The sequence below is a fragment of the Luteibacter sp. W1I16 genome, from assembly GCF_050434905.1.
In the GTDB taxonomy this organism is placed as follows: Bacteria; Pseudomonadota; Gammaproteobacteria; order Xanthomonadales; family Rhodanobacteraceae; genus Luteibacter.
In genome coordinates this window covers 427,715-450,805 of the sequence record NZ_JBNDJJ010000001.1, presented here as the reverse complement: position 1 = coordinate 450,805, position 23,091 = coordinate 427,715, and the positions used below count along the sequence as shown (strand labels likewise).

The following is a 23,091-nucleotide window of genomic DNA, read 5'->3' as shown; positions in this document are numbered from 1 at the left end:
TCCGCTCAGGGTTGGGTGGTTTTTCCGGCTTTCACGGCGGCGATCCATGCGTTGGTGCGTGCGTCCAGCATGTCCAGCGGCATGGCGCCACCGGAGAGCACCTGGTCGTGGAAGGCGCGGATATCGAAGCGGTCGCCGAGCTCCTTCTGCGCACGCTGTCGGAGTTCGAGGAATTTCAGCTGGCCCAGCTTGTAGCCGAGCGCCTGGCCGGGCCATGCGATGTAGCGATCGGTCTCGGCCTGCATGCTCGGCTCGTCCTCGGCCGGATGGGCGTGGAAGAAGTCGATCATCTGCTGCCGGTTCCAATGCAGCGCGTGCGTTCCCGTGTCCAGCACGAGGCGGTCGGCACGCAGCAATTCGCCGCTCAACCGTCCGTAATCCTCGTAGGCATCCTTATAGAAACCCACGTCCTTGGCCAGCTGCTCGGCATAGAGCGCCCAGCCCTCGATATACGCGTTGTAGCCGGCCTGCTGGCGGAACGGTGGCAGGGGCAGGGTCTGCGCGACGGAGATCTGCAAGTGATGGCCGGGCACGCCTTCGTGATAGGCGGTGTCCTCGATCGTGTACAGGCCACGTTGTTCGTAATCTCCGGTGTTGACGAAGACGATGCCGGGGCGCGAACCATCGGGCGTGCCCTGGTGGTATTCCGCGCCGGCGGCGTCTTTCTCGCGATAGCGCTCCACGGCCTGCACCCGCAGCGCCGTCTTCGGCAGCGTGCCGAACAGCTTGGGCAATTCCGGCTGCATGCCCGCGATGTACTTGCGGTAGTCGTCGAGGATCTGCTCGCGCGAACTCGCGTACAGCTTGCGATCGCTGGCCACGGCCTTGCGCAGCGCGGGCAGGTCCGCGTAGCCGAGCTTGTGCGCGATGGCGGTCATCTCGCCTTCGATGCGCTTCACCTCGTCCAGGCCGATCTGGTGGATGCGCTGCGGGGACAACTCGGTGGTCGTCTGCGTATGGATGGCGAAGCGGTAACGCGCATTGCCGTCGGGCAGCGACCAGATACCTTCCTGGCTGCGGCCGTGCGGCGCGTATTCCTTCGCGACGAAGTCGGCCAGCTTGCGGTACGCCGGACGCACCTTGTCGTCGACCGCGGTGAGGATCGCCTTGCGCAACCGGGCCTGGTCGGCGGCGGGAACGCTCTTCGGAAACTGTGCCACCGGCTGGCCGAAGACGTTGTCTTCGTCTTTCGCGGTGGCGATGTCCTGGGCCTGCTTGACCACCTTTTCCAGGAGGTAGCGCGGCTGCATCAGCCCATCCGCCATGCCCAGGCGCGAGGCGGCGATCATCTGGTCGATGGCCGCGGGTACGGCTTCAAGGCGCTTGAGGTAATCCTCGTAATGCGCCGTGCTGTCGAAGGGAATGGTGGAGACGAAGCCGGGGAGGGCGAGATGGGCGCCACCGATCTGGTCGAGCGGCATCTCGTAGTTCTTCAGGCGGATCGCTTCAAGACGGTCGCGCAGTTCGCGGATCGCCATGTCGCGGCTCAACCGTCGCTGTTCGTCGAGGCTCGCCGTGTCCACCGCTTCGAAGCGCTTCAGGAAGGCCTCGGTAGCCTTGCGGTCTTCCACCACGTGGGCGGGTGAGTAATCGGTCCAGCGGTCGTTGTAGCGATAGTCGCCGATCGTGGTGGCGAGTTCCGGACTTTCCTTCAGCTGGTACTCCCAGCGTTGCGCCACCAGTGCGTCGAAGGCGGCGGCTCCCGTCGTTGCACCGTGGGCGGCGATGAAAGGCCCTGCGAGCAGGCCGCACAGGCAGAGTCCCCGGACGATCGGGCGAAGCTTCATCGAACACCCCTTCACGATTATGACAACCCGATGCTCACCCGTGTGGCCGCCGGGCGCTAGAAGCGATTGCCCGGCGACCATGCGGAATTGGGCACAACAGGCGCGAACCTGCTCAATCGGCGAACGGTTGGTCGATCGCGGGCGAGGGCTGGGTGAACCACGCGCCGCCGTCCCCCGTCACGTAGAAGTGGTCCTCCAGGCGGATACCGAAGCGGCCGGGCACGACGATCATCGGCTCGTTGCTGCAGCACATGCCGGGTCCGAGCAAGGTGCGATTGCCGCGGACGAGGTAGGGCGCCTCGTGGATGGCCAGTCCGCAACCGTGCCCCGTGCGGTGGGGCAGGCCGGGGAGCCGGTAGTCCGGGCCCAGTCCGCCCGCTTCGAGCACGCGCCGCGCCGCCGCGTCGATCTCGGCACAAGCCACGCCGGGATGTACCGCGTCGAACGCCGCCTGTTGCGCGGCGCGCTCCAGTTCCCAGATCCGAGCCTGGTCGGCATCGGGCGTGCCGAAGATGTAGCTCCGCGTGATATCGGACTGGTAACCCTGCACGCTGCACCCGGTATCGATCAGCACCAGGTCGCCGCGTTGGAGGTATTGCTCGCCGGGAATGCCATGGGGGAACGACGTCGCTTGCCCGAACTGGACGATGCAGAACGTCGAGCCGTTGTCGGCACCCAGCGCGCGGTGGGCCTCATCGATGAAGCGTTTCACCTCGCCGGTGCCGATGCCCTCGTAAAGCATGCTCGCGGCCAGTCGCTGCACCTGCAGTGTCATGGCCGTGGCCTGCTTCATCAGGGCCAGCTCCGGCTCGGACTTCGACATGCGGCAGCCGTCGATCACGGCCGTGCCGTCGACGATCTCGCCGTAAGGGAACACGTGGCGCAACGCCTCGAAAACCCCGAATGGCACCGCTGGATCGAGGGCGAGGGTGCGTCCTCCGGCAGCCGCGAGGCGGCCGGCCACCAGCGCCTGCGGATCTTCGTGTTCTTCCCACATGGCGAGGTCGACAGGGTGGGCCATCACGGCGCGCAGCGACCCTTCCTCGAACGCGGGACAGACCAGCACCGGCTCGCCTCGGCGCGGAAGCAGCAAGGCCACCAGCCGTTCGGTGGCGCCCCACGGGATCCCCGTGAAGTAGCGAAGCGAGTTGCCGGCACCGACCAGCAAGGCATCGGCGCCGATATCGTGAAGGAGTGTCCGGGCGTGCTCGATGCGCGCGAGGTATTCCTCGCCGGCGATGGGCGGGGCGACGGCGTGCCATGGGGCCAGGGCCGCACGCGCGTCCGCCGGCGAGAGGTGGCCGATCTGGATCATCGGGAGACCCCCACGTCCGCATCGGTCCACCGGCCGTCGATGCGGCGTTGGATCGGTCCCGGATTGCGATCGCGCAGTTCCGGCGGCAGCAACGCTTCGGGCACGTTGTCGTAGCTGTGCAGCGCGGCGAACCGGTGGATCGCGGCGGGCATGCCCACCGCGGTGAAGCCGGGGTGGGCCGTCGCGGGATAGGGGCCGCCATGATTCATCGCCGGGCTGACTGCCACACCGGTAGGCATGCGATTGGCGATGAGGCGGCCCACGCGCTTGCGCAAGGGCGGTGCGACCGCCTGCCAGAACGTGTCGTCGCCGCCGTCCGCGGCGCGGTACAGCGTCGCCGTGAGGTTGCCCTCGAACGCTTCCGCGATCGCGATCATGGCGGCCTCGTCCGCGCCGCCGACAACGAGGCTCACGGGACCGAAGGCTTCCGTCTGCAGGGCCTGGCGATGAGCGAGGAAGGTCGCGGCGTCGACGTGAAGCAAGGTGGGCTGATAGCGATAGCCTTGGCCGTCGCCGATGCCGCCACCGGCCAGCACGCTGGCACCGGCAGCGAGAAGATCCCGCACGGCGCCATCGAGATTCCGTTGCACGCCGTGGGAGAACAGCGGGCGCGGCGTCGCCGACGCGAAGTGTTTCGTGGCCGCGGCGACGAAAGTGTCACCGGCCTCGCCACGCGCGACCACGACGATGCCCGGGTTGGTGCAGAACTGGCCGCTGCCCATCGTGCACGAGGCGAAGAATTCCTGCGCGAGGGGCTCGGCGCGTTCCGCCAGCGCACCCGGCAAGAGGAAAACGGGATTGACGCTGGAAAGCTCCGCGTACATCGGTACGCCGGCCGCATCGGCGGCAGCCTTGAGTGCGAGGCCGCCCGCGCGGCTGCCCGTGAAGCCGATGGCGCCCAGCCGCGCATCACCAGCCAGGGACACGCCCAACGCATTGTCGAAGTGGTAGAGCATCTGCACGGATGCGGCCGGCAGGCCGGTATCGAGCAATGCCTTGTGCGCCAGTTCGGCGAGACGGCGACTGGTCGCCGGATGCGATGGATGGGCCTTGGCGATCACCGGGTTGCGCGCGGCGATGGCCGATGCGAAGTCGCTGCCGGCGATGGCGTTGAAGGCGAAGGGGAAGTTGTTTGGCCCGAACACCAGCACCGGCTTGCCCAGCGGTGCGCGGTGCGCGCGCAGGCCAGTAGCGGTGTCGATGACCGGGTCGGTCCACGCGTAGTCGCGCACGGCGCGCGCCGCCTGTCGCAATTGCCCGCTGGTGCGCGGCAGTTCCACCGAACGCAGGCGCGGCTCCGCCGGCAGTGCGGTTTCCTCCGCGGCCAGCGCGACCAGCGTGTCCGCGTCCTCGTCGATCGCCTGGGCGTAGCGGTCGAGGAAATCGGCGATGCGTGCCGGAGGTGTCGCCGCCAGTTCCGCCGCGACCGAGGAAGCGGCGGCGAGCACGGCTTCCAGATCGGCCGCGCCGCTGATGGGAAACGCAGGGCCGATCGGCTCGGCCCGCGCTGGATCTTCGGCCCGGAACGAGCCGGCCGCATCGAGCGATGCGCACCAGCGGCCGCCGAGCAGCAGTTTCGCATCGGCTTGCATGACTCAGAGCCCCGGCTTCGTGGCGATGGCGTGGTCGATCACGGCCAGCGCGGCTTCGCGTTCGGCACCCGTGACCGCCAAGCGTGGCGCGCGCACGGTTTCGCTGCCCATGCCGGTCTTGGCCTGCACCAGCTTGATCAACTGCACGAAGGTGGGCACCGTGTCGAGGCGAAGCAGCGGAAGGAACCATGCGTACAACGATTCCGCGGCGCGGGGGCCACCGTCACGCGCGAGTTCGAACAGCTTCACCGATTCCTTCGGATACGCGTTGACGAGGCCCGCGATCCAGCCCACCGCGCCCATGCTAACGCCTTCGACGATGGCATCGTCCATGCCGACAAGGAGGTCGAGGCGATCGCCGAGGAGGGCACGGATGGCGGCGAAGCGGCGCACGTCCCCGGAAGATTCCTTCACCGCCTGCAGGTTCGGGAACTGCGCGGCGAGTTCGGCGATCTGCGCGGGCGCGAAGTCGGTCTTGTAGGCGACCGGGTTGTTGTAAAGCATGCAAGGCAGGTCGGTGGCCGCGATGACGGCCTTTACATGCGCGCTCATTTCGCGCCAGTCCGTGGAATACACATACGGTGGCAGCACCATCAGGCCGGCGCAGCCGATGGCCTTGGCTTCCTTCGCGAGGCGCACGGCTTCATCGGTCGAGAGCGACGCGATGCCGGGAATCACCGGCGCGCGGCCGTCGAGCGCCTTGACCAGGGTGCGCAGGATGTCCGTCTTCTCCTCGAAGCTCAGCGTGGCCGCTTCGCCGAGGGAACCGAGGGGGACGATGCCCTTGCAGCCGGCGTCGATCATCTGCAACGCATGGCTGGCGAGGAAGGCGTGGTCGACCTTGCCATCGGCGGTGAAGGGCGTGGTGACGGCGGGCAGGACACCGCGCCAGAAAGTTGCCTTGCTCATGATGTGTAGCCTCTGGTATCGCTGACGGAAGAAAGAACGGGTTCGCCCAGCGTGGCCAGGCGAGTAGGAAAGAGAGGCGGCCGCATGCCGCCGCGTGGGCCATGCCCGAGTTCGGCGAGCGCGCTGCCGCAGATGCGGCCCTGGCAGGCGCCCATGCCGCAGCGCGTGGCGAGCTTCGCTTCGCGGGCGTCGGCATGGGGGCGTACGGCGCCGAGGGTGACGTCTTCGCACCGGCAGATCGTCGTATCGTCGTTCGCGAGTCCACGCACGTCGTCGCGCAGTGCGAAGTGTTCGCGTAGCGAGGCGGCGAAGGCCCGCGCGCGATCGCGCCGGTGCAATAGCGTGGGCGGCACGTCCGCGCCCGCGGCGGCCAGGCCCGCGATGCGGCCCTCCACTCTGGCGCAGTCGAGTCCGCCGATACCGCAGGCTTCGCCGGCGGCGAACACGCGTGGCTGGCTCGTGGCCTGCCACGGGCCCACCTGCACACGCGCATGCGCGCCTTCCGGTTCCAGCGCGCACCCGAGCAATTGGGCCAGTTCCACCTGTGGGAGCAGGCCGTAGCCCACCGCCAGCAGGTCGCATTCGATGCGTTCGTCGCGCTGGCCGCCGCGTATCCGCGCGCCGCTGACGCCATGCTCGCCCTCGGCGCCGGTCACGATGCTGCCGGTTCGATAGGGGACGCGCGCCAGTTCGAGTCGAAGCCGTGCCGCTTGTGCGAGCTTGCCCGGCCAACGCCAGAGGCCGGCGGCGAAGCGATGCACGTCGGATGCGCCTGCCTGCTCGTGGATGCCCACGACGTGCGCGCCGTGGCGCTGCGCGGTCGCCGCGGCGGCCAACAACAGCGGTCCGCTGCCGGCGATGAGCACACGCTTGCCGCGCAAGGGCCAGCCTTGCTTGGCCAGCGCCTGTAAACCGCCGGCACCGGTGACGCCGGGCAGGGTCCAACCGGGGAAGGGCAGCAGGAGCTCGCGGGCGCCCGTGGCGAGTACCAGCGCGCCGTAGGCGAGATGGAAACCCCGCTGCGCGTCCTGCAGAAGTAGCCGGCCCGGTTCGACGGCGACGACCTGCGTTCCTTCGAGGCATGCGATGTTGGCGTTTCCGGCGATGGCGCGGATCGCATCCGTCGCCACACGCGGTTGACCGTGAAGCACGTCGTGCCGCCATACCTGGCCGCCCACGCGTGGCTGGTTGTCGATCAGTACCACCCGTTTGCCATGGCTCGCGGCGGCTTCCGCCGCGGCGAGGCCAGCCGGTCCGGCGCCAACGACCACGATGTCGCAGGTATCAACCATCGGTTTCCACCCGCATGCCTGGATTGACGACGCGCTGGCAGGCGCGTTGCTGGCCCACGCCGTCGATGCGCACGCGGCATTCGAAACACACGCCCATGCCGCACAGCGGCGCGCGCGGCTCGCCCGTCACGGAACGGCGGAACGGTTCACCGACGAGCGCGATCGCCGCCGCGACGGATATGCCTGCGGGCACGTGCACGCGGCGTCCATTAACGGTCAGTCGCACGGCGCTCATTTTCATGGCCGCACCCGCGAGGGATCGTAGGGTGTCGGATCGATCGCGGGCGCGCGACCGAGGATCTGATCGATGACCACGCGCGCGCTGCCCAGCGAGGTGGTCACGCCCAGCCCTTCGTGCGCGGCGGCCACCCAGACGTCGTCGCGACCGGGTGCACGGCCGAGATAGGGCAGGCCGTCCACGCTTACGGGACGAAAACCCGTCCAGAGGCGAATCGCATCCAGTTCACGCAGCCGTGGCAGGAAACGGAAGCTCCGTTCCAGCATGCGCCGGATCATCTGCATCGAAACGTCGGCGTCGACGGCGTCGTATTCACGCGACGAGCCGATCAGTATCTGACCGGTAGGGCGGGGTTGAACGTTGAAGGCGACACTGGAGGTGTCACCACCGTGTGCGCTGTCCGCGTAACCGAGTTCGAGCAGTTGGTGCCGGATCAGCCCGGGATAGCGATCGGTGATCACCAGGTGCCCCTTGCGCAGCCGTACCGGCAAGCCGGGCAACAGCGACGGCAACGCGCCGCCATTGGTGAGCAAGACGGGGCCGGTCAATCGCCGGCCTCCGCGCAGGAGGACACCGGAATCCTCGAGGCGAAACACGGCATCGTGGTGGAAAACGGCACCCCGTACGATCGCCTGGTCGATCCCATGACGCGCGACGGCCGGGGGAAACACCACGGCTTCGTTCGCGACCCGCATGCCACCGGCGAGGCCGGGTGCGAGTGCGGGTTCGAGGCGGTAGAGCTCGCGCGCGTCGATCCTCTCCGCCGAGACGCCCGAGCGGGCGAGCCGCGCGATTTTTTCCGGAATGCGCGCGAACTCGTCGTCGTTGCTGGCCACCCACAGGGTTCCGCAGCGGCTGAACTCCGCCTGCGGCAGGTCCGCGAACGCTTCCCAGAGGCCTAGCGAGTAGTGCGCCAGCGCGAGTTCCGCGGGGTCGTCATCCATGGCCACGAGGTGGCCCATCGCCGCGGCGGTCGCGCCGCCACCGACGACGCCCGGTTCCACGATGGCGATGCGCATGCCCTGCGCGGTGGCGTAGTCGGCGCATGCCGCGCCCACGATGCCGGCACCGACGATGATCAGGTCGTAACCGCTCACTCCGCGCCGATGCCCCAGGCCAGCGGATCGGCCTCGTCGATCAGGATTTGCCCCTTCATGGTGACGTGCGCGCTGCCAGTGATGCGAGGCAGCACACCGGACGCCCCTGGCTGGAAAGTCACCTCGAACACGCTGCCGAGGATGCCGGCCTGCCGCCAGACGGCACCGGCGGCGAGCTTTCCGTCAGCCGCCAGGCAGGCGACCTTGGCGCTGGTCCCGGTGCCGCAAGGCGAGCGGTCGTAGGCCATGCCGGGGCAGAGCACGAAGTTGCGGCCATCGGCGTCCGGTTGCCCCGGCGCCGCGTTCAGTTCGATATGGTCGATCTCCGCACCGTCCGGGCCGGTGATGCCCTCGCGTTCCAGCGCCGCACGGATCGCCTCCGTGTAAACGGTGAGCGGGCGTTGATGCTCGAGGGTCAGCGGCAGCGGCGTGTCGGCCGTGATGAAGAACCAGTTGCCACCCCAGGCGACATCGCCGACGACGCTGCCGTAACCGGGCACGTCCAGCCGGACATCCTTGAGATGACGGTAGCTTTCGACGTTGTCGATCGACACGCGGCCGTCGTCCAGCAGTTCGATGCCGACCGTCCCCACCGGTGTCTCGAGACGGTGGCGGCCCGGTGCGATGCGGCCCAGGTGCTGCAACGTGCGGATCGTGCCGATGGTGCCGTGGCCGCACATGCCGAGGTAGCCGACGTTATTGAAGAAGATCACGCCGGCGCAGGCCTCGGGATCGGTCGGCGGGACGAGCAGGGCGCCCACCATGGTGTCCGAGCCACGCGGCTCGCAGGCGATCGCCTGGCGCCAGCGGTCGTGCTCGGTGCGCATGATCCGCCGCCGCTCGGCGAGGGACCCGTTGCCCAGGTCGGGGAAGCCGGACAGGACGACGCGTGTGGGTTCGCCGCCGGTATGCGAATCGATGAAGTCGAGGATGTGCATGGCTTCATGCTCGCCGGGGAGCGCCTTGGCGGGATAGAAACCTTTGCCGGATTAAGATGCGGAATTCGGCATACCGGATGACGAGGAGCCGATCGCGCCGATGTAGCCCCCGTACTTGCCATTCGACCGTCCATCGGCTTTATGATGCGGTGCGGCAGCGAATCGTCCCGTTGCCCAAGCCATCGCCGCTCGCCCCGGAGGAGCCCCGCGCCCGTGAAGATTTCAGCCGATGAACTCGAGCCGCTCTTCGACGCGCTTCCCGACGTGGTGTTCTTCGTCAAGGACACCCAGGGCCGTTACACGCATGCCAACCTGACCCTGGTCCGCCGCCTGGGACTGAAGCACCGCAGCGACATCATCGGCAGGGACGTGACCGAGTTGTTCCCGACCACGATGGGCGGTTCCTATGCGGCGCAGGATCGGCGCGTGCTCGCGGGCGAGTTGATCGAGAACCAGCTCGAGGTGCACATCTTCAACAACCGCGCGCCCGGCTGGTGCCTGACTTGCAAGCGACCGTTGATCTCGCGCGGCGAGGTGCGCGGCGTCATCGGCATTTCGCGTGACCTGGGCCAGCCGGATGGCAGGCATCCCACGTACGACCGGCTGCGCCGCGTGCTTGCGCACATGCAGGAGCACTATGCGGACAACGTGCGCGTGCATACGCTGGCGACGCTCGCCGGCCTCTCTGTCGCGCAACTGGAGCGGCATTTCCGTCGTGTCTTCCAGCTCACGCCGCAGCAGGTGCTGACCAAGGTGCGCATCGAGAGCGCGATGCGCCTGCTCGGCGGCGAAGACAGCATCGCCGCCATCGGCATGGCATGCGGTTTCGTCGACCAGAGCGCCTTCGCGCGGCAGTTCAAGGCGACGGTGGGAATGACGCCGAGCGCTTATCGCACCATGGTGAAGGCCGAGCGCTGAGCTCTGGTGGGAGCCGACCTTGTCGGCGATCGGTGCTTACCTCATCCTGGCCCGCAGCCGCGGGAATCGCCGACAAGGTCGGCTCCCACCAGGTCTTGGTCCGTCATGCTCCGACTGGATCGATACGCAGCAAGATCACCCCATGCCGGGGAATCTGCCCAACGAAGGATTTGGCGGAAGGCAAGGTCACGTGTCGCCAGAGGTCACGGGCGACGGCACCTTGCCTGAAGCGACCGCCAAGACGATCCCAGTCCAGTGCGGCTCTCGCTTCGGCATTCCCTCTGTTGAAGAATCCGACGACGACCGAACCGTCGGCCAGGTCGCGCACCAGGACGTCTACCTCACCGTGTTTTTCCAGACGCCGGGCCGGCTTGCCGAGCGGATCCTGGTCGACCGCGATCACTTCTCGATTGAGAAGGATTTCCCTGGTCGCGGGGTCCATGGTTCGAAGATCGTTACCGGCCAGAAGCGGGGCCGGCAGGATCGACCAAAGGCTCATCTGTGTCCGGTATTCATCGGAGGTCATGCCGCCGTTGCCGATCTCGAGCATATCGGGGTCGTTCCAATGGCCCGGGCCTGACCACTGGCCAAGATCCAGTTGACGAAAGCCGCGTTGCGACATGGAGTCCCAGTCGTCACTGATGTCGGGCGTCGTGCGCCAAAGGTTGGCGCCCGTCGTGGATCCCCACCGCCAGATGTCGAAATCGCCCGCTTGCGAAAGGCTGTAGACGATCGGCCGGCCCGTCTCGCGCAGGGCCGCACCCATTCGCCGGAACAAGGCCTCCTGGTTCTCCCGTGTCACAGGGTAGATATCGCGGGCGCCGCAGTAGTCATACTTGAGATAGTCCACGCCCCATGCGGCGAACGTCCTGGCGTCCTGTGCCTCGTGCCCATGGCTGCCGGCGAAGCCTGCACAGGTCTTGTCGCCGGGCGAGGAATAGATGCCGAGCTTGAGACCCCGCGCGTGAACGTAGTCGGCAAGTGCCTTCATGTCTCCGAACTTCGCGTTTGGCTGGATCTCGCCGGATGGCGCGCGTGAACCTTCCCACGTGTCGTCGACGTTGACGTAGACATAGCCGGCATCGCGCATGCCCGTGGACACCATCGTGTCGGCCATGGCGCGTACATCGGCGGCGGTGATCCGGCCAGCGAAATGATTCCAGCTGTTCCAGCCCATGGGAGGTGTCCGTGCCAACGTGTTGCCGGGCACGGCTTCGACAGCTGGAACATCGTCCCGTCCGCCCGCGGCGAAGGCCGCGCCGCCCAGTGAGAGGGCTACGAGGCTTGCAAGCAAGCGCACCCATCGGGATGAGGTCATGCCGGACTCTCGACAACGTTTACAGGAATGTCGGATGGTACAACGCGCGAAGAAAAAGGTTCTTCACGCATTACCGGGGAAGGCGGTCGCGACGGTCACCGACATCTCGTACGGTTCCGCTGGGGCATGCGCTCGCAGACTTGGACGGGATCGTTATCGATATGTGAAGGCGGCGGCGAACGCATGGCAGTTGCCACTGACGTCTCAATTCGTACACTCGCTTCCCGTTATATGAGAACCCTTGTTCGCTCGAGCGACGGACCATGGGGACTCGGACGAAGCAGGCGGCGGCCGCAGGGCGCCAGGCGATACTTCATCATCGACCGTTCGCTCTGGCTGGGTGCGGAGCGTTAGAGCACCCGTCGAGTAGCACGGAAAGGCATCAAAGCCATGTCGAACGTCGAGAAATTCCCCATCGGTCAGCGTGCGCTGACCGAGTTCGAAGCGCTTGTCGCAGCCGGTCCCGAGGTGCTGGAGGCCATTCCAGGTGCCGTCTACCTATGCGACAGCGAAGGCTGGCTCCTTTCCTTCAATGCCGAGGCCGCCGGTCTCTGGGGTCGCACTCCCAATCTGGACGGTACGAATGAACGCTTTTGCGGTTCGCACCGCCTGTTCCTGCTCGACGGCACGCCACTGCGGCCTGACGAATGCCCGATGGCCGATGCGATACGCGTGGGCACCGCGACGAGGAACGCCGAGGTCATCATGGAACGCCCCGACGGCTCCCGCTTCACGGCCCTGGTCAATATCCGGGCCCTGAAAGACCGTCATGGCGCCGTGCAAGGCGCAATCAACTGCTTTCAGGACATCTCGACCCGAAAGGCGGCCGAGGACTATGTCGGTCGCCATGTAGCCGGATTCCACGCAGATGCGCCGGTCACGCATCTGCATGAAGCCGAGCTCGCCCGCCGGAACAGCGAGCAGCATATGCGGGACCTGTTGGAGGCCCTGCCGGCTGCCGTCTACACGACGGATGCGAACGGACGGATCACGTTCTTCAACAAGGCCTGCATCGAGATGGCTGGCCGTACGCCGCAGCTGGGCGACGAATGGTGCGTCACGTGGCGGCTCTATACCTCCGACGGAGTGCCCTTGCCTCATGACCAGTGCCCGATGGCGGTGGCGCTGAAGGAAAACCGGCCTGTGCGGGGCGTTGAAGCCATGGCGGAACGTCCGGATGGGACGTTCGTGCCGTTCACGCCGTACCCCACGCCACTGCACGACGCCAGTGGCAAGCTGATTGGCGCGATCAACATGCTCGTGGACATCGGCGAGCGCAAGCGGGCAGAAAACCGGCAGAAAACGCTGATCGACGAATTGAACCACCGGGTGAAGAATACCCTGGCGATCGTCCAGTCACTGGCGATGCAGACGGTTCGCCACTCGGACGACCTGCAGGATTTCAGCCAGCGGTACGAATCGCGGCTGATCGCACTGGCCCGCGCACACGATCTCCTGACAACACGGCATTGGGAGAACGCTCCGCTCGACTTCCTGGCGCGGGAGATCCTGGCGCCCATGCCGGATGCGGAAAAGAGGGTTCACATCCAGGGCCCGGTGGTCAAGCTGAACCCGAAAGAGGCGCTCAGCCTGACGATGGCGTTGGGTGAACTCGCGACCAATGCCGCAAAATACGGCGCCTTATCTTCCGAGGCCGGGGAACTGGCGTTGAGCTGGCAAGTGCGGGAGGATGCGGACCCGGCGATGGTAGAGCTCATCTGGCAGGAACGGGGCGGGCCGCCGGTGCAGGCGCCAACACGGCGAGGATTTGGCTCGCGGCTTATGGAGCGCTGTGTCGAGCGCGACCTGAACGGCAAACTTGACCTGATCTTCGAGCCAGGTGGACTGTATTGCCACATAAGCATTCCTTTGCGAGGAGAGGCGCTGAATGGTTGAGTTGATCGGCCTTCGAGCCCTGGTGGTCGAAGATGAAGGGGGCGTGGCGCTGCTCATCGAGGCGATGCTCGAAGAGCTGGGCTGCGAGGTCGTCGCATCCGTGGGCTCGCTGAGCAAGGCTCTGGAAATCGCCGAAAGTGAGTCCTTCGATCTGGCGGTGCTCGATGTGAACATCGTGGGAGGATTGGTATTCCCCGTTGCCGAAGTGCTGCGACGTCGCCGGTTGCCATTCGTCTTCAGCACGGGCTATGGGCGCATGGGCGTTCCCGATGTCTTCAAGGACTGCGCCGTCCTGAGCAAGCCGTTCGCCATGGCGGATCTGAAACAGGCGCTCCGTCTGGCCTTGCAACAACCCTGCTGATAGTCGCAACCGCAGTCATGCAATCCAGCATACGCATCGGGTGTGCCGGCTGGTCGCTTCCGTCGAACGTAGCCAGCCTGTTTCCTACGGAAGGCAGCCACCTGCAACGTTACGCGCAAGTGTTCCCGTGCGTGGAAATCAACTCGTCCTTCTATCGGTCGCACAAGCCGAAGACCTATCTGCGCTGGGCCGGGAGCGTGCCCAAGACGTTTCGCTTCAGCGTCAAGATGCCGCGCACCGTCACCCACGACTTGAGACTGCGACGGTGCGAAAAGCCCGTACGCGGCTTCCTCGATGAGATTGCGTCGCTTGGGAGTACGCTGGGCTGCATCCTCGTTCAACTGCCGCCGAGCCTGGCGCTCGACGAACGGGACGCCACGGCCTTCTTCTCATTGCTGCGCCGGTGCACGCAGGTACCCATCGCTTGCGAACCGCGACATGCGACCTGGTTCACTCCCTTGGGCAGCTCCATCCTGAAGGAGGCGGGCATTGCCTGCGTGGAGGCGGATCCGCCGCCTGTCGCCGGTGCCGATTGTCCAGGCGATCCAGCGCTTTTCTATCTGCGCCTGCACGGCACGCCCCATGTCTATTATTCTGCCTACGACGACGCATTCCTCGAAGGTGTTGCGGCGCAGATACGCCGTGCACACGCGGAGAAGAGGGACGTATGGTGCATCTTCGACAATACCGCACGGGGGGCGGCGGTACCCAACGCTATGACGTTGCTGGAGCGGTTGGCTTAGCTTCGCTGCCTGTTGCCGAGATCTGAAGTCGACCAGGGAGGGAGGTAGGCGGTCTGTTCGGCGGCCGAACAGCATGCAACGCGCAAATGAAAAGCCGCCTTTCGAAAAAGGCGGCTTTGAATTGGTGCCCGAGGTCGGACTCGAACCGACAAGCCTTGCGGCGGAGGATTTTGAGTCCTCTGCGTCTACCAATTCCACCACTCGGGCATGGACGCGATTATGCGGGAATCAGTGGACGCGGTCGAGGCCCAGCTGGCGTTCGTCGCGCAGGTACCAGTCGTCGCCCTGGGGGTTGAACACGGCGCACTGGGTCATGCGGCCCGAGTAGATGTGCAGGCTGACGGCCACCGAATCCTCGCTGGGATTGCGAATGGTGTGGTACTCGTGCGGGGGGATCAGGCTGCCGGCGGAACCGGGCCCGGCCTGAATCGAGCCGACGGGGCGGAAGTGGTAACGCTGGGCGTCGTGGTCGAGCAGCTCGTACTGGACGATCTCTAGTGCCCCGTTCCAGACGCCCTCGACGCACCACATGCCGCTATGGTCGTGGATCAGGGTGCCCTGGCCGGGGCCCCAGGTCATGGCGACGACGCTGTAGCCGTGTTCCTCGCTGCGGTAGAGCTCGCGGCGCGCGTAGTGGTCGCCGGCGGTCTCGAAGACGCACTGGGGTAGCTGCACCTCCTGCGAGCGGATCAACCGGCACAGCGCGTTGCGCAGGGTGTCGGTGATCGCCGGGGTGCTCGGCTGGGTGACCGAGGCGTCGATGGCGTCGATGAGCTTGCGGCTGCCCGGAAAGTCGACCGTGATCATGGGCTTGAACCTCTGGATGCGGTGGCGTGGGGACGCCGGTCGCCGCCGATCATAGCAGGGAGCGGAGGAAGCCCCCAATCGCCCGGCTGTAGTTCTCGATGTCCACCAGGAAGGCGTCGTGGCCCTGAGGCGAGTCCAGTGCCACGAACTCGACCTGGGCGCCGGCCGCCTCCAGGCCCTTGGCGATGGTTTCCTGCTGCTCCAGCGGGAACAGGATATCGGTGCTCACGCCGATCACCAGAGCGCGTTCGACGTGGATCCGGGCCAGGCCGCGCATCACGTCGCCCTCGCCGTATTCAGCCATGTCGAACCAGTCGCTGGCGCGCGACAGGTAGAGATAACTGTTCGGATCGAACTGGCGGTTGAAGCGCCGGGCATGGCCTTCCAGGTAGGACTCCACCTGGAACTCGAAGCCGAACGGCTCGCTGTCGTCACGCTGTTCCGGGTCGAGCCGGATGCGGGCGAAACGGCCGTTCCATTCCATGGCCGACCGGTAGGTGATGACACCCAGCTTGCGCGCGATGCTCATGCCGTGTTCCGGCCATTCGTCGCCTCCGTATCGGCCCTCGTTCCAGTGCGGGTCGAGGCGGATCGCCTCGCGCTGCAGCGAGCGGATGGCGATGGCGAACGGTTGCGCCTGCGGCGCGGTGTCGACGCTGATGTGGGTTCGCGTGGAACCCGGGTGCAGCAGCATGTAGGCCAGCGCGCTCATGCCGCCCATGGAGCAACCGACGAGGCAGGCCAGCTGTGCGATACCCAGCGCGGTGACGGCTTCGTAAGCGGCGTTGGCCACGTCCTCCAGCGAGAGTTCCGGGAAGGTCAGGCGGTACGGTTCGCCGGTGGCCGGATCGATGGAGGCAGCGCAGGTGGAGCCCTTGTCGCTGCCGAGCGAGTTGACGCAGATGACGAAGTATCGATCGGTATCGAAGGCGCGGCCCGGGCCGATCATGTCGTCCCACCAGCCGGGGCTGGGGTCCTCGGCGTTGGCCGCCGCGTGCGCGCTGGGCGACAGGCCGGTGAGGATCAGGATGGCGTTGTCACGCCCGGCCGCGAGCGTGCCCCAGGTCTCGAACGCCACGCGCGCGCCGTGCAGTTCCCCGCCGCGCTTCATGCGGAACGGGGACGTCAGATCGTGGTATTTGCGAGCGTCTGCCATGAACTCGATCTTGGTCCGAAACAGTATTATTGAATGCCCGTTGCTCGGGTGGGAAGCGGGCTGGCCCGCGATCCGTCACCCTGGGACGAGCGAACGAGGCGATGCATGGCATCGAGCGAGCGGTGGAAAGCCTCGCTCGATCACCGCAAGCCTTCCTTCGCCAGCGGAGAGGTCGAGGGTTCGCGGGCCAGCCCACTTCCCACCCGGGTGCGGCAACTCCCGCACTCTTTCCTGGCTGTTCGTTACATGGGCTTGTTCGCGGCGCGCTTGTCCGCAAGGGCGATTTGCTGGGCCACGGCGTGGGCCACGTTGGAATCCGGGTCGAGCAGCGGTTGCAGCTTGCGCCAGGTGGCCGCGGCGTCGGTGTAACGCTCTTGCTGGAATTGCGCGATGCCGAGCAGCCACAAGGCCCGCTGACTCTGCGGTTCGAGGGCCAGCGCACCGGTGAGCAGATCCATGGCACGGCCTTCGATGCGGTGATCCGGCCGCACCAGCGAATCGGCCTCGGCCCAGCCGACCATCGCGGCGACGTTCTTCGGATCGGCTTTCAAGGCGCGGTCGTAGGCGTCGCGCGCATCGGGCGCTTGCTTGAGCATGCTGTAGGTCTGGCCGAGAAGGACCCAGCCTTGTGCATCGTCGGGATGTTCCTTCAGGCGCGCGAGCAGGCTGTCGATGGCCTCGCCGACGGTCATTTCCTTCGCCGGCTCGACACCACCGAGGGTCGACGGCGTACCGACGAGCAGATAGAGGCCTGCACTGCCCAGCGGCAGGAGTACGGCGATCGCCACCACCCATGCGAACACGCCGCGCGGACGGCCATGAAGGCGCCCCTGACGAACGAGCGGAACGAGCAGCAAGGCGAGCGCGAGGGCGAGCATCGCCGCGGCGACGAGATAGAACGCGAGTGTCACCAGTCGTCCTCGGTGTCGTTGGCCGGCGTGCCGACGGTGGGATTCTGTCGTGCGCGGCGGCGCACCTGCACGGCGACGACGATGGCGCCGGCGGCGAGCAGGGCGAGCGGGCCGAACCAGAGCAGCCAGGTGGACGGCTCGACGGGCGGCTTGTACAGCACGAACTGCGAGTAGCGGTCGACGAGGTAGGTCTTGATCTCGTCGTCGCTCTTGCCCGCCTGGATCATCTCGAACACCTGCCGGCGCAGGTCGTGTGCGATCGGCGCGTTGGAGTCGGCCAGTGTTTCGTTCTGGCACATCGGGCAGCGCAGTTCGGAGGTCAGCTTCTGGAAACGCACCTCTTCCGCACGGTCGTGGAACGGCAGCGGTTGGATGGCCTGCGCGCAGGCCACGACGGGCAGCACGCAAAGCACCAGCCAGAGAAGGGCGCGGCGGATCACGGCGTTTCCTTCGCCAGTGCGACGAGAGCGGGACGAATTTCCTTCTCGATCACCTCGGGGGTGATCGGACCGATACGCTTGTAGCGGATCACGCCCTTCGCATCGATCAGGAAGGTTTCCGGCGCCGCGTACACGCCGAAATCGATGCCGGCGCGTCCGTCGCGGTCGGCGACGATCACATCGAAGGGATTGCCGTGCTCGGACAGCCACGCCGTGGCTGCTTCCGGCTCGTCCTTGTAGTTGAAGCCGACGATGGGCAGGCCGAGCTGCTTCATGTCCGTCATCAGCATCGGGTGTTCGTGCACGCACTCGATGCACCAACTGGCGAACACATTGAGGAAATACGGCTTGCCGAGCAGCGACGTCTTGTCCACGGTGCGCGACGGTTCCCCGAGCACCGGCAGCGCGAACGCGGGCGCGGGCTTGTCGATCAGCGGCGAGGCGATCTCGCGCTGGTCGTGCTGCGTATTCCACCAAATGCCGAAGCCGAACAGGCCCACCAGCAGGAGGAAGCCGATCAGGGGAAGCAGGCGGCTCATGCCGGCGTCGCCTCCGCCTTGAGCTTGTCGTCGGCGGCGACGATCTTCTTCGCCCGGAAGCGGCGCTCGCAGGCGGCGAGGAACCCACCGGCCATCATGAACAGGCCGCCGAGCCATATCCAGCGCACGAAAGGCTTGTGGTACAGGCGCAAGGCCCACGCACCCTGCACGTCGTTCGCGTCCATCGGTTCGCCCAGCGCCACGTAGATGTCGCGGAACAGGCCGGCGTCGATGGCCGACTCGGTCTGTACCTGGCCGCGTGAATAGGTGCGCTTCTGCGGGTGCATCGTGCCCACCGTGGCGCCGTCGCGAAGGATCGTGACGATGCCTTCGTCCGCGCGCCAGTTCGGGCCTTCGGTTTCCTCTACGCCGTCGAAGCGGAAGTCATAACCGCCGATGGATTCGGACTGGCCGGGCGCGAGGCGCACGTCGCGCTCCACGCTGAGCGATTCGGAAAGCATCACGCCGATCACGAAGATCGCGACGCCCGTGTGCGCGACCAGCATGCCGGCCATTTCGGCGGGATAACGTCGGCCTCGCGGCATCTCGCGCCAGCGCTTGACGATGTAGGACAGCGTGCCCGCGCCGACCCACACCGCGCCGGCCACGCCGGCGACCGCGCGCAGATGGCCTTGCGCGAAGAAAGCGGCGGCGATCGCGCAGATGAGCGCGGCGACACCGGCGCGCAACGCCATGGCCGTGAGTTGCCGTCCTTCGGCTCGGCCCCAGCGCAGGTACGGGCCGAACGGAAGCAAGAGCACCGCGGGCGCCATCAGCATCACGAACAGGAAACCGAAGTAGGGTGGCCCCACCGAGATACGACCCAGGTTCAACGCGTCGCCGATCAACGGGAACAGCGTGCCGAGCAAGACCATCGCCGCCGCCGTCGTGAACAACAGGTTGGCGACCATGACACCGGTTTCGCGCGACAGCGGCGCGAAGGGCTTGCCCGTGGCGACCTTGGGCGCGCGGATGGCGTACAGCAGGAGCGATCCGCCGATCACGACGATCAGGAAACCCAGGATGTAGAGGCCGCGCCGGGGATCGGATGCGAACGCATGCACCGAGGTGAGCACGCCGGAACGGACGAGAAACGTGCCCAGCAACGACAGCGAGAAGGCGAACAACGAGAGCAGCACCGTCCACGCGGGAAGCGATCCGCGTTTTTCCGTCACCGCCTGCGCATGGATCAACGCGACGCCGACCAGCCAGGGCATGAACGACGCGTTCTCCACGGGATCCCAGAACCACCAGCCGCCCCAGCCCAGTTCCGCATACGCCCACCAGCTGCCGGCGACGATGCCGAGGGTCAGGAAGGCCCAGGCCACGTTCGTCCACGGCCGTGCCCAGCGCACCCACGCCTGCTCCATGCCGCCGCCGAGCAGGGCGGCGATCGAGAAGGCGAAGGCGACCGAGAAGCCCACATAGCCCATGTACAGCACGGGCGGATGGAAGGTCATGCCCGGGTCCTGCAGCACGGGATTCAGGTCACCGCCATCCGCGGGCATCGGCAGTTCGCGCACGAAGGGGTTGGAGGTGAACAGGATGAAGGCGAGGAAGCCGACGCCGATCAGGCCCAGCACGCCGAGCACGCGCGCGACGAAGGCGGGCGGCAGGTGCCGGCTGAATGCGGCCAGCGCGACCGACCAGATGTTGAGGATGAAGACCCACAGCAACATCGATCCTTCGTGCGCGCCCCATACCGCGGTGATGCGGTAGTACCAGGGCAGGGCGAGGTTCGAGTTGTCGGCGACGTAGGCCACCGAGAAGTCGTAGTGCAGGAAGGCATGGATGAGGATCGCCATCGCCGCGAACACGAAGATACCCTGGCCCGCGGCCGCCGGACGCGCCACGGCGATCAGGGCCGCGTTGCCGCGCCACGCGCCGAGGATCGGCAACACGCCCTGCACGAGGGCGAGCAGCAACGCCAGCGCGAGCGCGAACTGGCCGAGTTCGGGGATCACCGCGGCATGTCCTTCTTGTCGTCGATCTTGCGGTTCTCGTGCGCCTTGGCCATGGCGTCCTTGAGTTCCTTCGGCATGTAGTTCTCGTCGTGCTTGGCGAGCACTTCGCTGGCGATGAAGCGGCCGCTGTCCATGCGCCCGGTGGCGATCACGGACTGGTTGTCGCGGAACAGGTCCGGGAGGATGCCGGTGTATTCCACGGGCATGGCGCCACCGTCGTCGACGACGATGAAGCTCACCTTCAAGGTGTCGGCCGCGCGCTGGATCGAGCCGGACTTCACCATGCCGCCGAGGCGGAAGGTGGCGTACTGCGTCGCCTGGCCTTCCTGTACCTGGCTGGGGGTGAACAGGTAATTCATGTTCCGCTGCAGGGCGAACACGGTCAGGCCCACCGCCACGGCGGCGGCGGCGACGACCGAGATCACGATGGCGAGGCGGCGTTTACGCGTCGGATTCATTGCTTGGAGGGGTTCCCGGCCGGCGACGGTTTTCCTGGCGCGCGAGCCGTGCGCGAAGTTCGCGCAGGTTGCGGCGGCGCCGGGCCAACGGGGCCAGCGTGTCGATCAAGAGGACGATGAAGAAGACGGCGACGGCGGACCAGACATAGAAACCGTAGTCGCCCATGGCGAAGGCGTGGCTCATGCGGGATCGTTCCCCGCGCGGCTGGCCAGCAGGTCGCGCACCCAGCCCTTGCCGCCTTCGGAGGCGACGAGATCGGCGCGCACGCGGGCGAACAGGCTGGCGATGTAATAGAGCTTGGTGGCGGCCATCATGGTCAACAGCGGCCAGAGCATGCTCGCCTCGATGTGCGACGGTCCGAGCAGGCGCACCGTCGAGCCCTGGTGCAGCGTGTTCCACCAGTTCACCGAGAAATGCACGATGGGCACGTTGACCGCGCCCACCAGAACGAGAAAGGACGCCGCGCGGGCCCCCTGGCGGCGATCCTCGAACGAGTGGTAGAGGCCGATCACGCCCAGGTAGATGAAGAGCAACACCAGTTCGGAGGTGAGGCGCGCATCCCAGGTCCACCACGTACCCCACATCGGCTTGCCCCAGAGCGAGCCGGTGACAAGGGTGATGAAGGTGAAGGCGGCGCCGATGGGAGCGGATTCCATCGCCACCGTTTCGGCGATCTTGATCCGCCAAACCAGACCGATGAAGGCGGCCACGGCCATCGCGCCGTAGATGAACAGGCTCATCCACGCGCTGGGCACGTGGATGAAGATGATGCGGTAGGCGTCGCCTTGCTGGTAATCCGCCGGCGCGATGAACAAGCCGCCATACAACGCGACCGCGCCCAGCACCAGCGCGAGACCGAGCGCCCACGGGCGCACGGCCCCGGCAAAGCGGTAGAACACCGGCGGCGAGCCGAGGCGGTGAAGCCAGAGCGGAACCCAGTTAGCCATCGATCCTCGTCGCAGGTTCGTTCAAGCACCGTGAGTCCCCCGATGGGACCGTGTGGTTGCGTGCGTTCATGTGTCCATGGCGATGCGTAGCGCGGCGGCGCAGGCCAGCGGCGCGAGGACGAGCGCCAGGGCGAGCCCCGCTCCCAGCCAGGCGATCGGCGCGATCCACGGCAGCCCTTCCTGCGCGGCGGCCACGGCTCCGGCGGCGAAGATCACGACCGGCACGCACAACGGCAGCAACATGAGCGCCAGAAGCATACCAGAGCGCCTCGTTCCCGCCGTCAGGGCGACCAGCACCGCGCCCATGAGGCTCAGCAGCGGCGTGGCGAGCGACAACGCGGCGATCAGCACGGGCATGGCCTCCGCCGGCAGCTTGAGCATGCCCGCCAGCAGCGGCGCCACCACGATCAGGGGCAGGGCGGAGGTGATCCAGTGCGCGAGGATCTTCATGGCCACCAGCAGGGCCAGCGGCTGCGGCGCGAGCATCAGCTGCTCCATCGAACCATCCTCGATGTCGGCGCGGAACAGCTGGTCGAGCGAGAGCAGAATGGCGAGCAGCACGGTGACAAACACGACACCCCCGGCGATCCGCGACAGCAGGGCCGGGTCGGGGCCCAGCGCGAACGGGAACAGGGTGGCGACGATCACGGCGTACAGCACGGGCAGGGCAATATCGCCGCGGCGGCGCCAGGCCAGGGTGAGGTCGCGCCGCAGCAGGGCTGCGCACGCGGCGGGCGTGCTGCCGGGCCTCACGCGTGCAGCCGGATGCGTCGGGGTTCGCCACCGGCGAAGCTGACCGCGCCGTGGCTGGTCACCAGAGCCGCGCCGCCGCGCGCGGTGTGGCGCTCGAGCAGGCGATTGACCAAGGCGATGCCTTCGCGGTCGAGGTTCGCATACGGCTCGTCGAGCAGCCAGATGCGTGCGGGCACGAGCAGGAGCCGGGCCAGCGCGGCGCGTTTCTTTTGTCCTGCGGAAAGCCGCCGCACGGGCTCGTCCTCGAAGCCGGCCAGGCCGACCTCGGCCAACGCGGCGTCCGCGTCCGCACCCTCGCGCAGGCCATAGAGGCCGGCGCTCACGGCCAGGTTCTCGCGTGGCGACAGGTCGAACTTGAGTCCGAGGTGATGGCCCAGGAACACGACCATGCCTGCCATGGTGTCGAGCGAGAAGGTGGCACCGTCGAGGCGTACCTCGCCTTCGCCCGGCCGCAGCATGCCCGTGAGCACGCGCATGAGGGTGGTCTTGCCACTGCCGTTGTCGCCTTCGACCAGGGCGATCTCGCCCGCATGCAGCGCGAAATCCAATGGCCCGAACACCGGCTCGTCCTGGCGCAGGAAGCCGAGCGCGCGGGCTTCGAGCAGGATCGGGGGTTCGGTGGCGGCGGTCATCCCACGATTGTTGCGGGCCGCCGCGCGGATGTCCATGTATCGGCATGCCCATCGCCGACAGGGTCGGCTCCCACCAGAT

Annotated in this window: 24 protein-coding genes and 1 tRNA gene; 4 read left to right on the top strand and 21 right to left on the bottom strand. The window is 66.9% G+C overall.

Going from position 1 to position 23,091, the window contains the following annotated elements; genetic code table 11:
- Positions 1-5: 5 nt before the first annotated feature.
- The 8 genes from QFZ41_RS01990 to QFZ41_RS01955 all read right to left on the bottom strand — a co-directional run bounded on the left by QFZ41_RS01990 (position 6) and on the right by QFZ41_RS01955 (position 9,168).
- Complete coding sequence (locus QFZ41_RS01990; protein ID WP_429197223.1) at positions 6-1,787, bottom strand: DUF885 domain-containing protein; 1,782 nt, start codon at positions 1,785-1,787, stop codon at positions 6-8.
- Positions 1,788-1,899: 112 nt separating this feature from the next.
- Positions 1,900-3,102 (bottom strand): M24 family metallopeptidase, encoded by a 1,203-nt coding sequence (locus QFZ41_RS01985; RefSeq protein ID WP_429197222.1) that lies wholly within the window; start codon positions 3,100-3,102, stop codon positions 1,900-1,902.
- Positions 3,099-4,694 (bottom strand): aldehyde dehydrogenase family protein, encoded by a 1,596-nt coding sequence (locus QFZ41_RS01980; RefSeq protein WP_429197221.1) that lies wholly within the window; start codon positions 4,692-4,694, stop codon positions 3,099-3,101. The genes QFZ41_RS01985 and QFZ41_RS01980 overlap by 4 nt, the downstream gene beginning before the upstream one ends.
- Positions 4,695-4,697: 3 nt before the next feature.
- Entirely contained in the window at positions 4,698-5,603 is a 906-nt protein-coding gene (locus tag QFZ41_RS01975) for a dihydrodipicolinate synthase family protein (RefSeq protein WP_429197220.1), read from the bottom strand.
- Positions 5,600-6,895 (bottom strand): FAD-dependent oxidoreductase, encoded by a 1,296-nt coding sequence (locus QFZ41_RS01970; protein ID WP_429197219.1) that lies wholly within the window; start codon positions 6,893-6,895, stop codon positions 5,600-5,602. The genes QFZ41_RS01975 and QFZ41_RS01970 overlap by 4 nt, the downstream gene beginning before the upstream one ends.
- The gene (locus QFZ41_RS01965) at positions 6,888-7,130 is read right to left on the bottom strand and encodes a (2Fe-2S)-binding protein (RefSeq protein ID WP_429200163.1); all 243 of its coding nucleotides are present in this window, start codon (positions 7,128-7,130) and stop codon (positions 6,888-6,890) included. The genes QFZ41_RS01970 and QFZ41_RS01965 overlap by 8 nt, the downstream gene beginning before the upstream one ends.
- 2 nt (positions 7,131-7,132) lie before the next feature.
- Positions 7,133-8,230: an NAD(P)/FAD-dependent oxidoreductase gene (locus tag QFZ41_RS01960; RefSeq protein WP_429197218.1), complete on the bottom strand. Its 1,098-nt coding sequence runs from the start codon at positions 8,228-8,230 to the stop codon at positions 7,133-7,135.
- The gene (locus tag QFZ41_RS01955; RefSeq protein ID WP_429197217.1) at positions 8,227-9,168 is read right to left on the bottom strand and encodes a 4-hydroxyproline epimerase; all 942 of its coding nucleotides are present in this window, start codon (positions 9,166-9,168) and stop codon (positions 8,227-8,229) included. The genes QFZ41_RS01960 and QFZ41_RS01955 overlap by 4 nt, the downstream gene beginning before the upstream one ends.
- A gap of 213 nt (positions 9,169-9,381) precedes the next feature.
- On the opposite strand from QFZ41_RS01955, the gene QFZ41_RS01950 reads away from it, so the two are divergent.
- Positions 9,382-10,086: a helix-turn-helix domain-containing protein gene (locus QFZ41_RS01950; RefSeq protein ID WP_429197216.1), complete on the top strand. Its 705-nt coding sequence runs from the start codon at positions 9,382-9,384 to the stop codon at positions 10,084-10,086.
- Between the two features lie 103 nt (positions 10,087-10,189).
- Here the strand turns inward: QFZ41_RS01950 and QFZ41_RS01945 are convergent, their stop codons facing one another.
- The gene (locus tag QFZ41_RS01945) at positions 10,190-11,404 is read right to left on the bottom strand and encodes a glycoside hydrolase family 27 protein (protein WP_429197215.1); all 1,215 of its coding nucleotides are present in this window, start codon (positions 11,402-11,404) and stop codon (positions 10,190-10,192) included.
- A gap of 390 nt (positions 11,405-11,794) precedes the next feature.
- Between QFZ41_RS01945 and QFZ41_RS01940 the strand changes: the two genes are divergently transcribed.
- The 3 genes from QFZ41_RS01940 to QFZ41_RS01930 are packed head-to-tail and all read left to right on the top strand — an operon-like array spanning position 11,795 to position 14,404.
- Positions 11,795-13,300, top strand: coding sequence for an HWE histidine kinase domain-containing protein (locus QFZ41_RS01940; protein ID WP_429197214.1), 1,506 nt, complete (start codon positions 11,795-11,797; stop codon positions 13,298-13,300).
- Positions 13,293-13,661 carry a response regulator gene (locus QFZ41_RS01935; RefSeq protein ID WP_429197213.1) on the top strand — a complete coding sequence of 123 codons (369 nt, stop codon included), beginning with the start codon at positions 13,293-13,295 and terminating at the stop codon, positions 13,659-13,661. Before QFZ41_RS01940 ends, QFZ41_RS01935 begins: the two co-directional genes overlap by 8 nt.
- 17 nt (positions 13,662-13,678) lie before the next feature.
- Positions 13,679-14,404 carry a DUF72 domain-containing protein gene (locus tag QFZ41_RS01930; protein ID WP_429197212.1) on the top strand — a complete coding sequence of 242 codons (726 nt, stop codon included), beginning with the start codon at positions 13,679-13,681 and terminating at the stop codon, positions 14,402-14,404.
- 122 nt (positions 14,405-14,526) lie between these two features.
- Here QFZ41_RS01930 and QFZ41_RS01925 read toward each other — a convergent pair.
- From QFZ41_RS01925 to ccmA, 12 genes are all read right to left on the bottom strand, one after another.
- Positions 14,527-14,611 (bottom strand) — tRNA-Leu (locus QFZ41_RS01925).
- Positions 14,612-14,632: 21 nt separating this feature from the next.
- Positions 14,633-15,211 (bottom strand): cysteine dioxygenase, encoded by a 579-nt coding sequence (locus tag QFZ41_RS01920; RefSeq protein ID WP_429197211.1) that lies wholly within the window; start codon positions 15,209-15,211, stop codon positions 14,633-14,635.
- 49 nt (positions 15,212-15,260) lie between these two features.
- On the bottom strand, positions 15,261-16,367 hold the full coding sequence (gene metX / locus QFZ41_RS01915; RefSeq protein ID WP_429197210.1) for a homoserine O-acetyltransferase MetX: 1,107 nt from the start codon (positions 16,365-16,367) through the stop codon (positions 15,261-15,263).
- A gap of 242 nt (positions 16,368-16,609) precedes the next feature.
- Positions 16,610-17,278, bottom strand: coding sequence for a tetratricopeptide repeat protein (locus QFZ41_RS01910; protein WP_429197209.1), 669 nt, complete (start codon positions 17,276-17,278; stop codon positions 16,610-16,612).
- Positions 17,275-17,718: a cytochrome c-type biogenesis protein gene (locus QFZ41_RS01905; RefSeq protein ID WP_429197208.1), complete on the bottom strand. Its 444-nt coding sequence runs from the start codon at positions 17,716-17,718 to the stop codon at positions 17,275-17,277. Before QFZ41_RS01905 ends, QFZ41_RS01910 begins: the two co-directional genes overlap by 4 nt.
- Entirely contained in the window at positions 17,715-18,257 is a 543-nt protein-coding gene (locus QFZ41_RS01900) for a DsbE family thiol:disulfide interchange protein (protein ID WP_429197207.1), read from the bottom strand. Before QFZ41_RS01900 ends, QFZ41_RS01905 begins: the two co-directional genes overlap by 4 nt.
- Positions 18,254-20,221 (bottom strand): heme lyase CcmF/NrfE family subunit, encoded by a 1,968-nt coding sequence (locus QFZ41_RS01895; RefSeq protein ID WP_429197206.1) that lies wholly within the window; start codon positions 20,219-20,221, stop codon positions 18,254-18,256. The genes QFZ41_RS01900 and QFZ41_RS01895 overlap by 4 nt, the downstream gene beginning before the upstream one ends.
- Positions 20,218-20,679, bottom strand: a complete 462-nt coding sequence (gene ccmE, locus QFZ41_RS01890) for a cytochrome c maturation protein CcmE (RefSeq protein ID WP_426284851.1) — start codon at positions 20,677-20,679, stop codon at positions 20,218-20,220. Before ccmE ends, QFZ41_RS01895 begins: the two co-directional genes overlap by 4 nt.
- The gene (gene ccmD, locus QFZ41_RS01885; RefSeq protein ID WP_306846465.1) at positions 20,663-20,863 is read right to left on the bottom strand and encodes a heme exporter protein CcmD; all 201 of its coding nucleotides are present in this window, start codon (positions 20,861-20,863) and stop codon (positions 20,663-20,665) included. The genes ccmE and ccmD overlap by 17 nt, the downstream gene beginning before the upstream one ends.
- Entirely contained in the window at positions 20,860-21,627 is a 768-nt protein-coding gene (locus tag QFZ41_RS01880) for a heme ABC transporter permease (RefSeq protein ID WP_429197205.1), read from the bottom strand. The genes ccmD and QFZ41_RS01880 overlap by 4 nt, the downstream gene beginning before the upstream one ends.
- A gap of 66 nt (positions 21,628-21,693) precedes the next feature.
- Positions 21,694-22,380, bottom strand: coding sequence for a heme exporter protein CcmB (gene ccmB / locus QFZ41_RS01875; RefSeq protein WP_429197204.1), 687 nt, complete (start codon positions 22,378-22,380; stop codon positions 21,694-21,696).
- The gene (ccmA, locus tag QFZ41_RS01870) at positions 22,377-23,012 is read right to left on the bottom strand and encodes a cytochrome c biogenesis heme-transporting ATPase CcmA (protein WP_429197203.1); all 636 of its coding nucleotides are present in this window, start codon (positions 23,010-23,012) and stop codon (positions 22,377-22,379) included. The genes ccmB and ccmA overlap by 4 nt, the downstream gene beginning before the upstream one ends.
- Between the last annotated feature and the right edge of the window lie 79 nt (positions 23,013-23,091).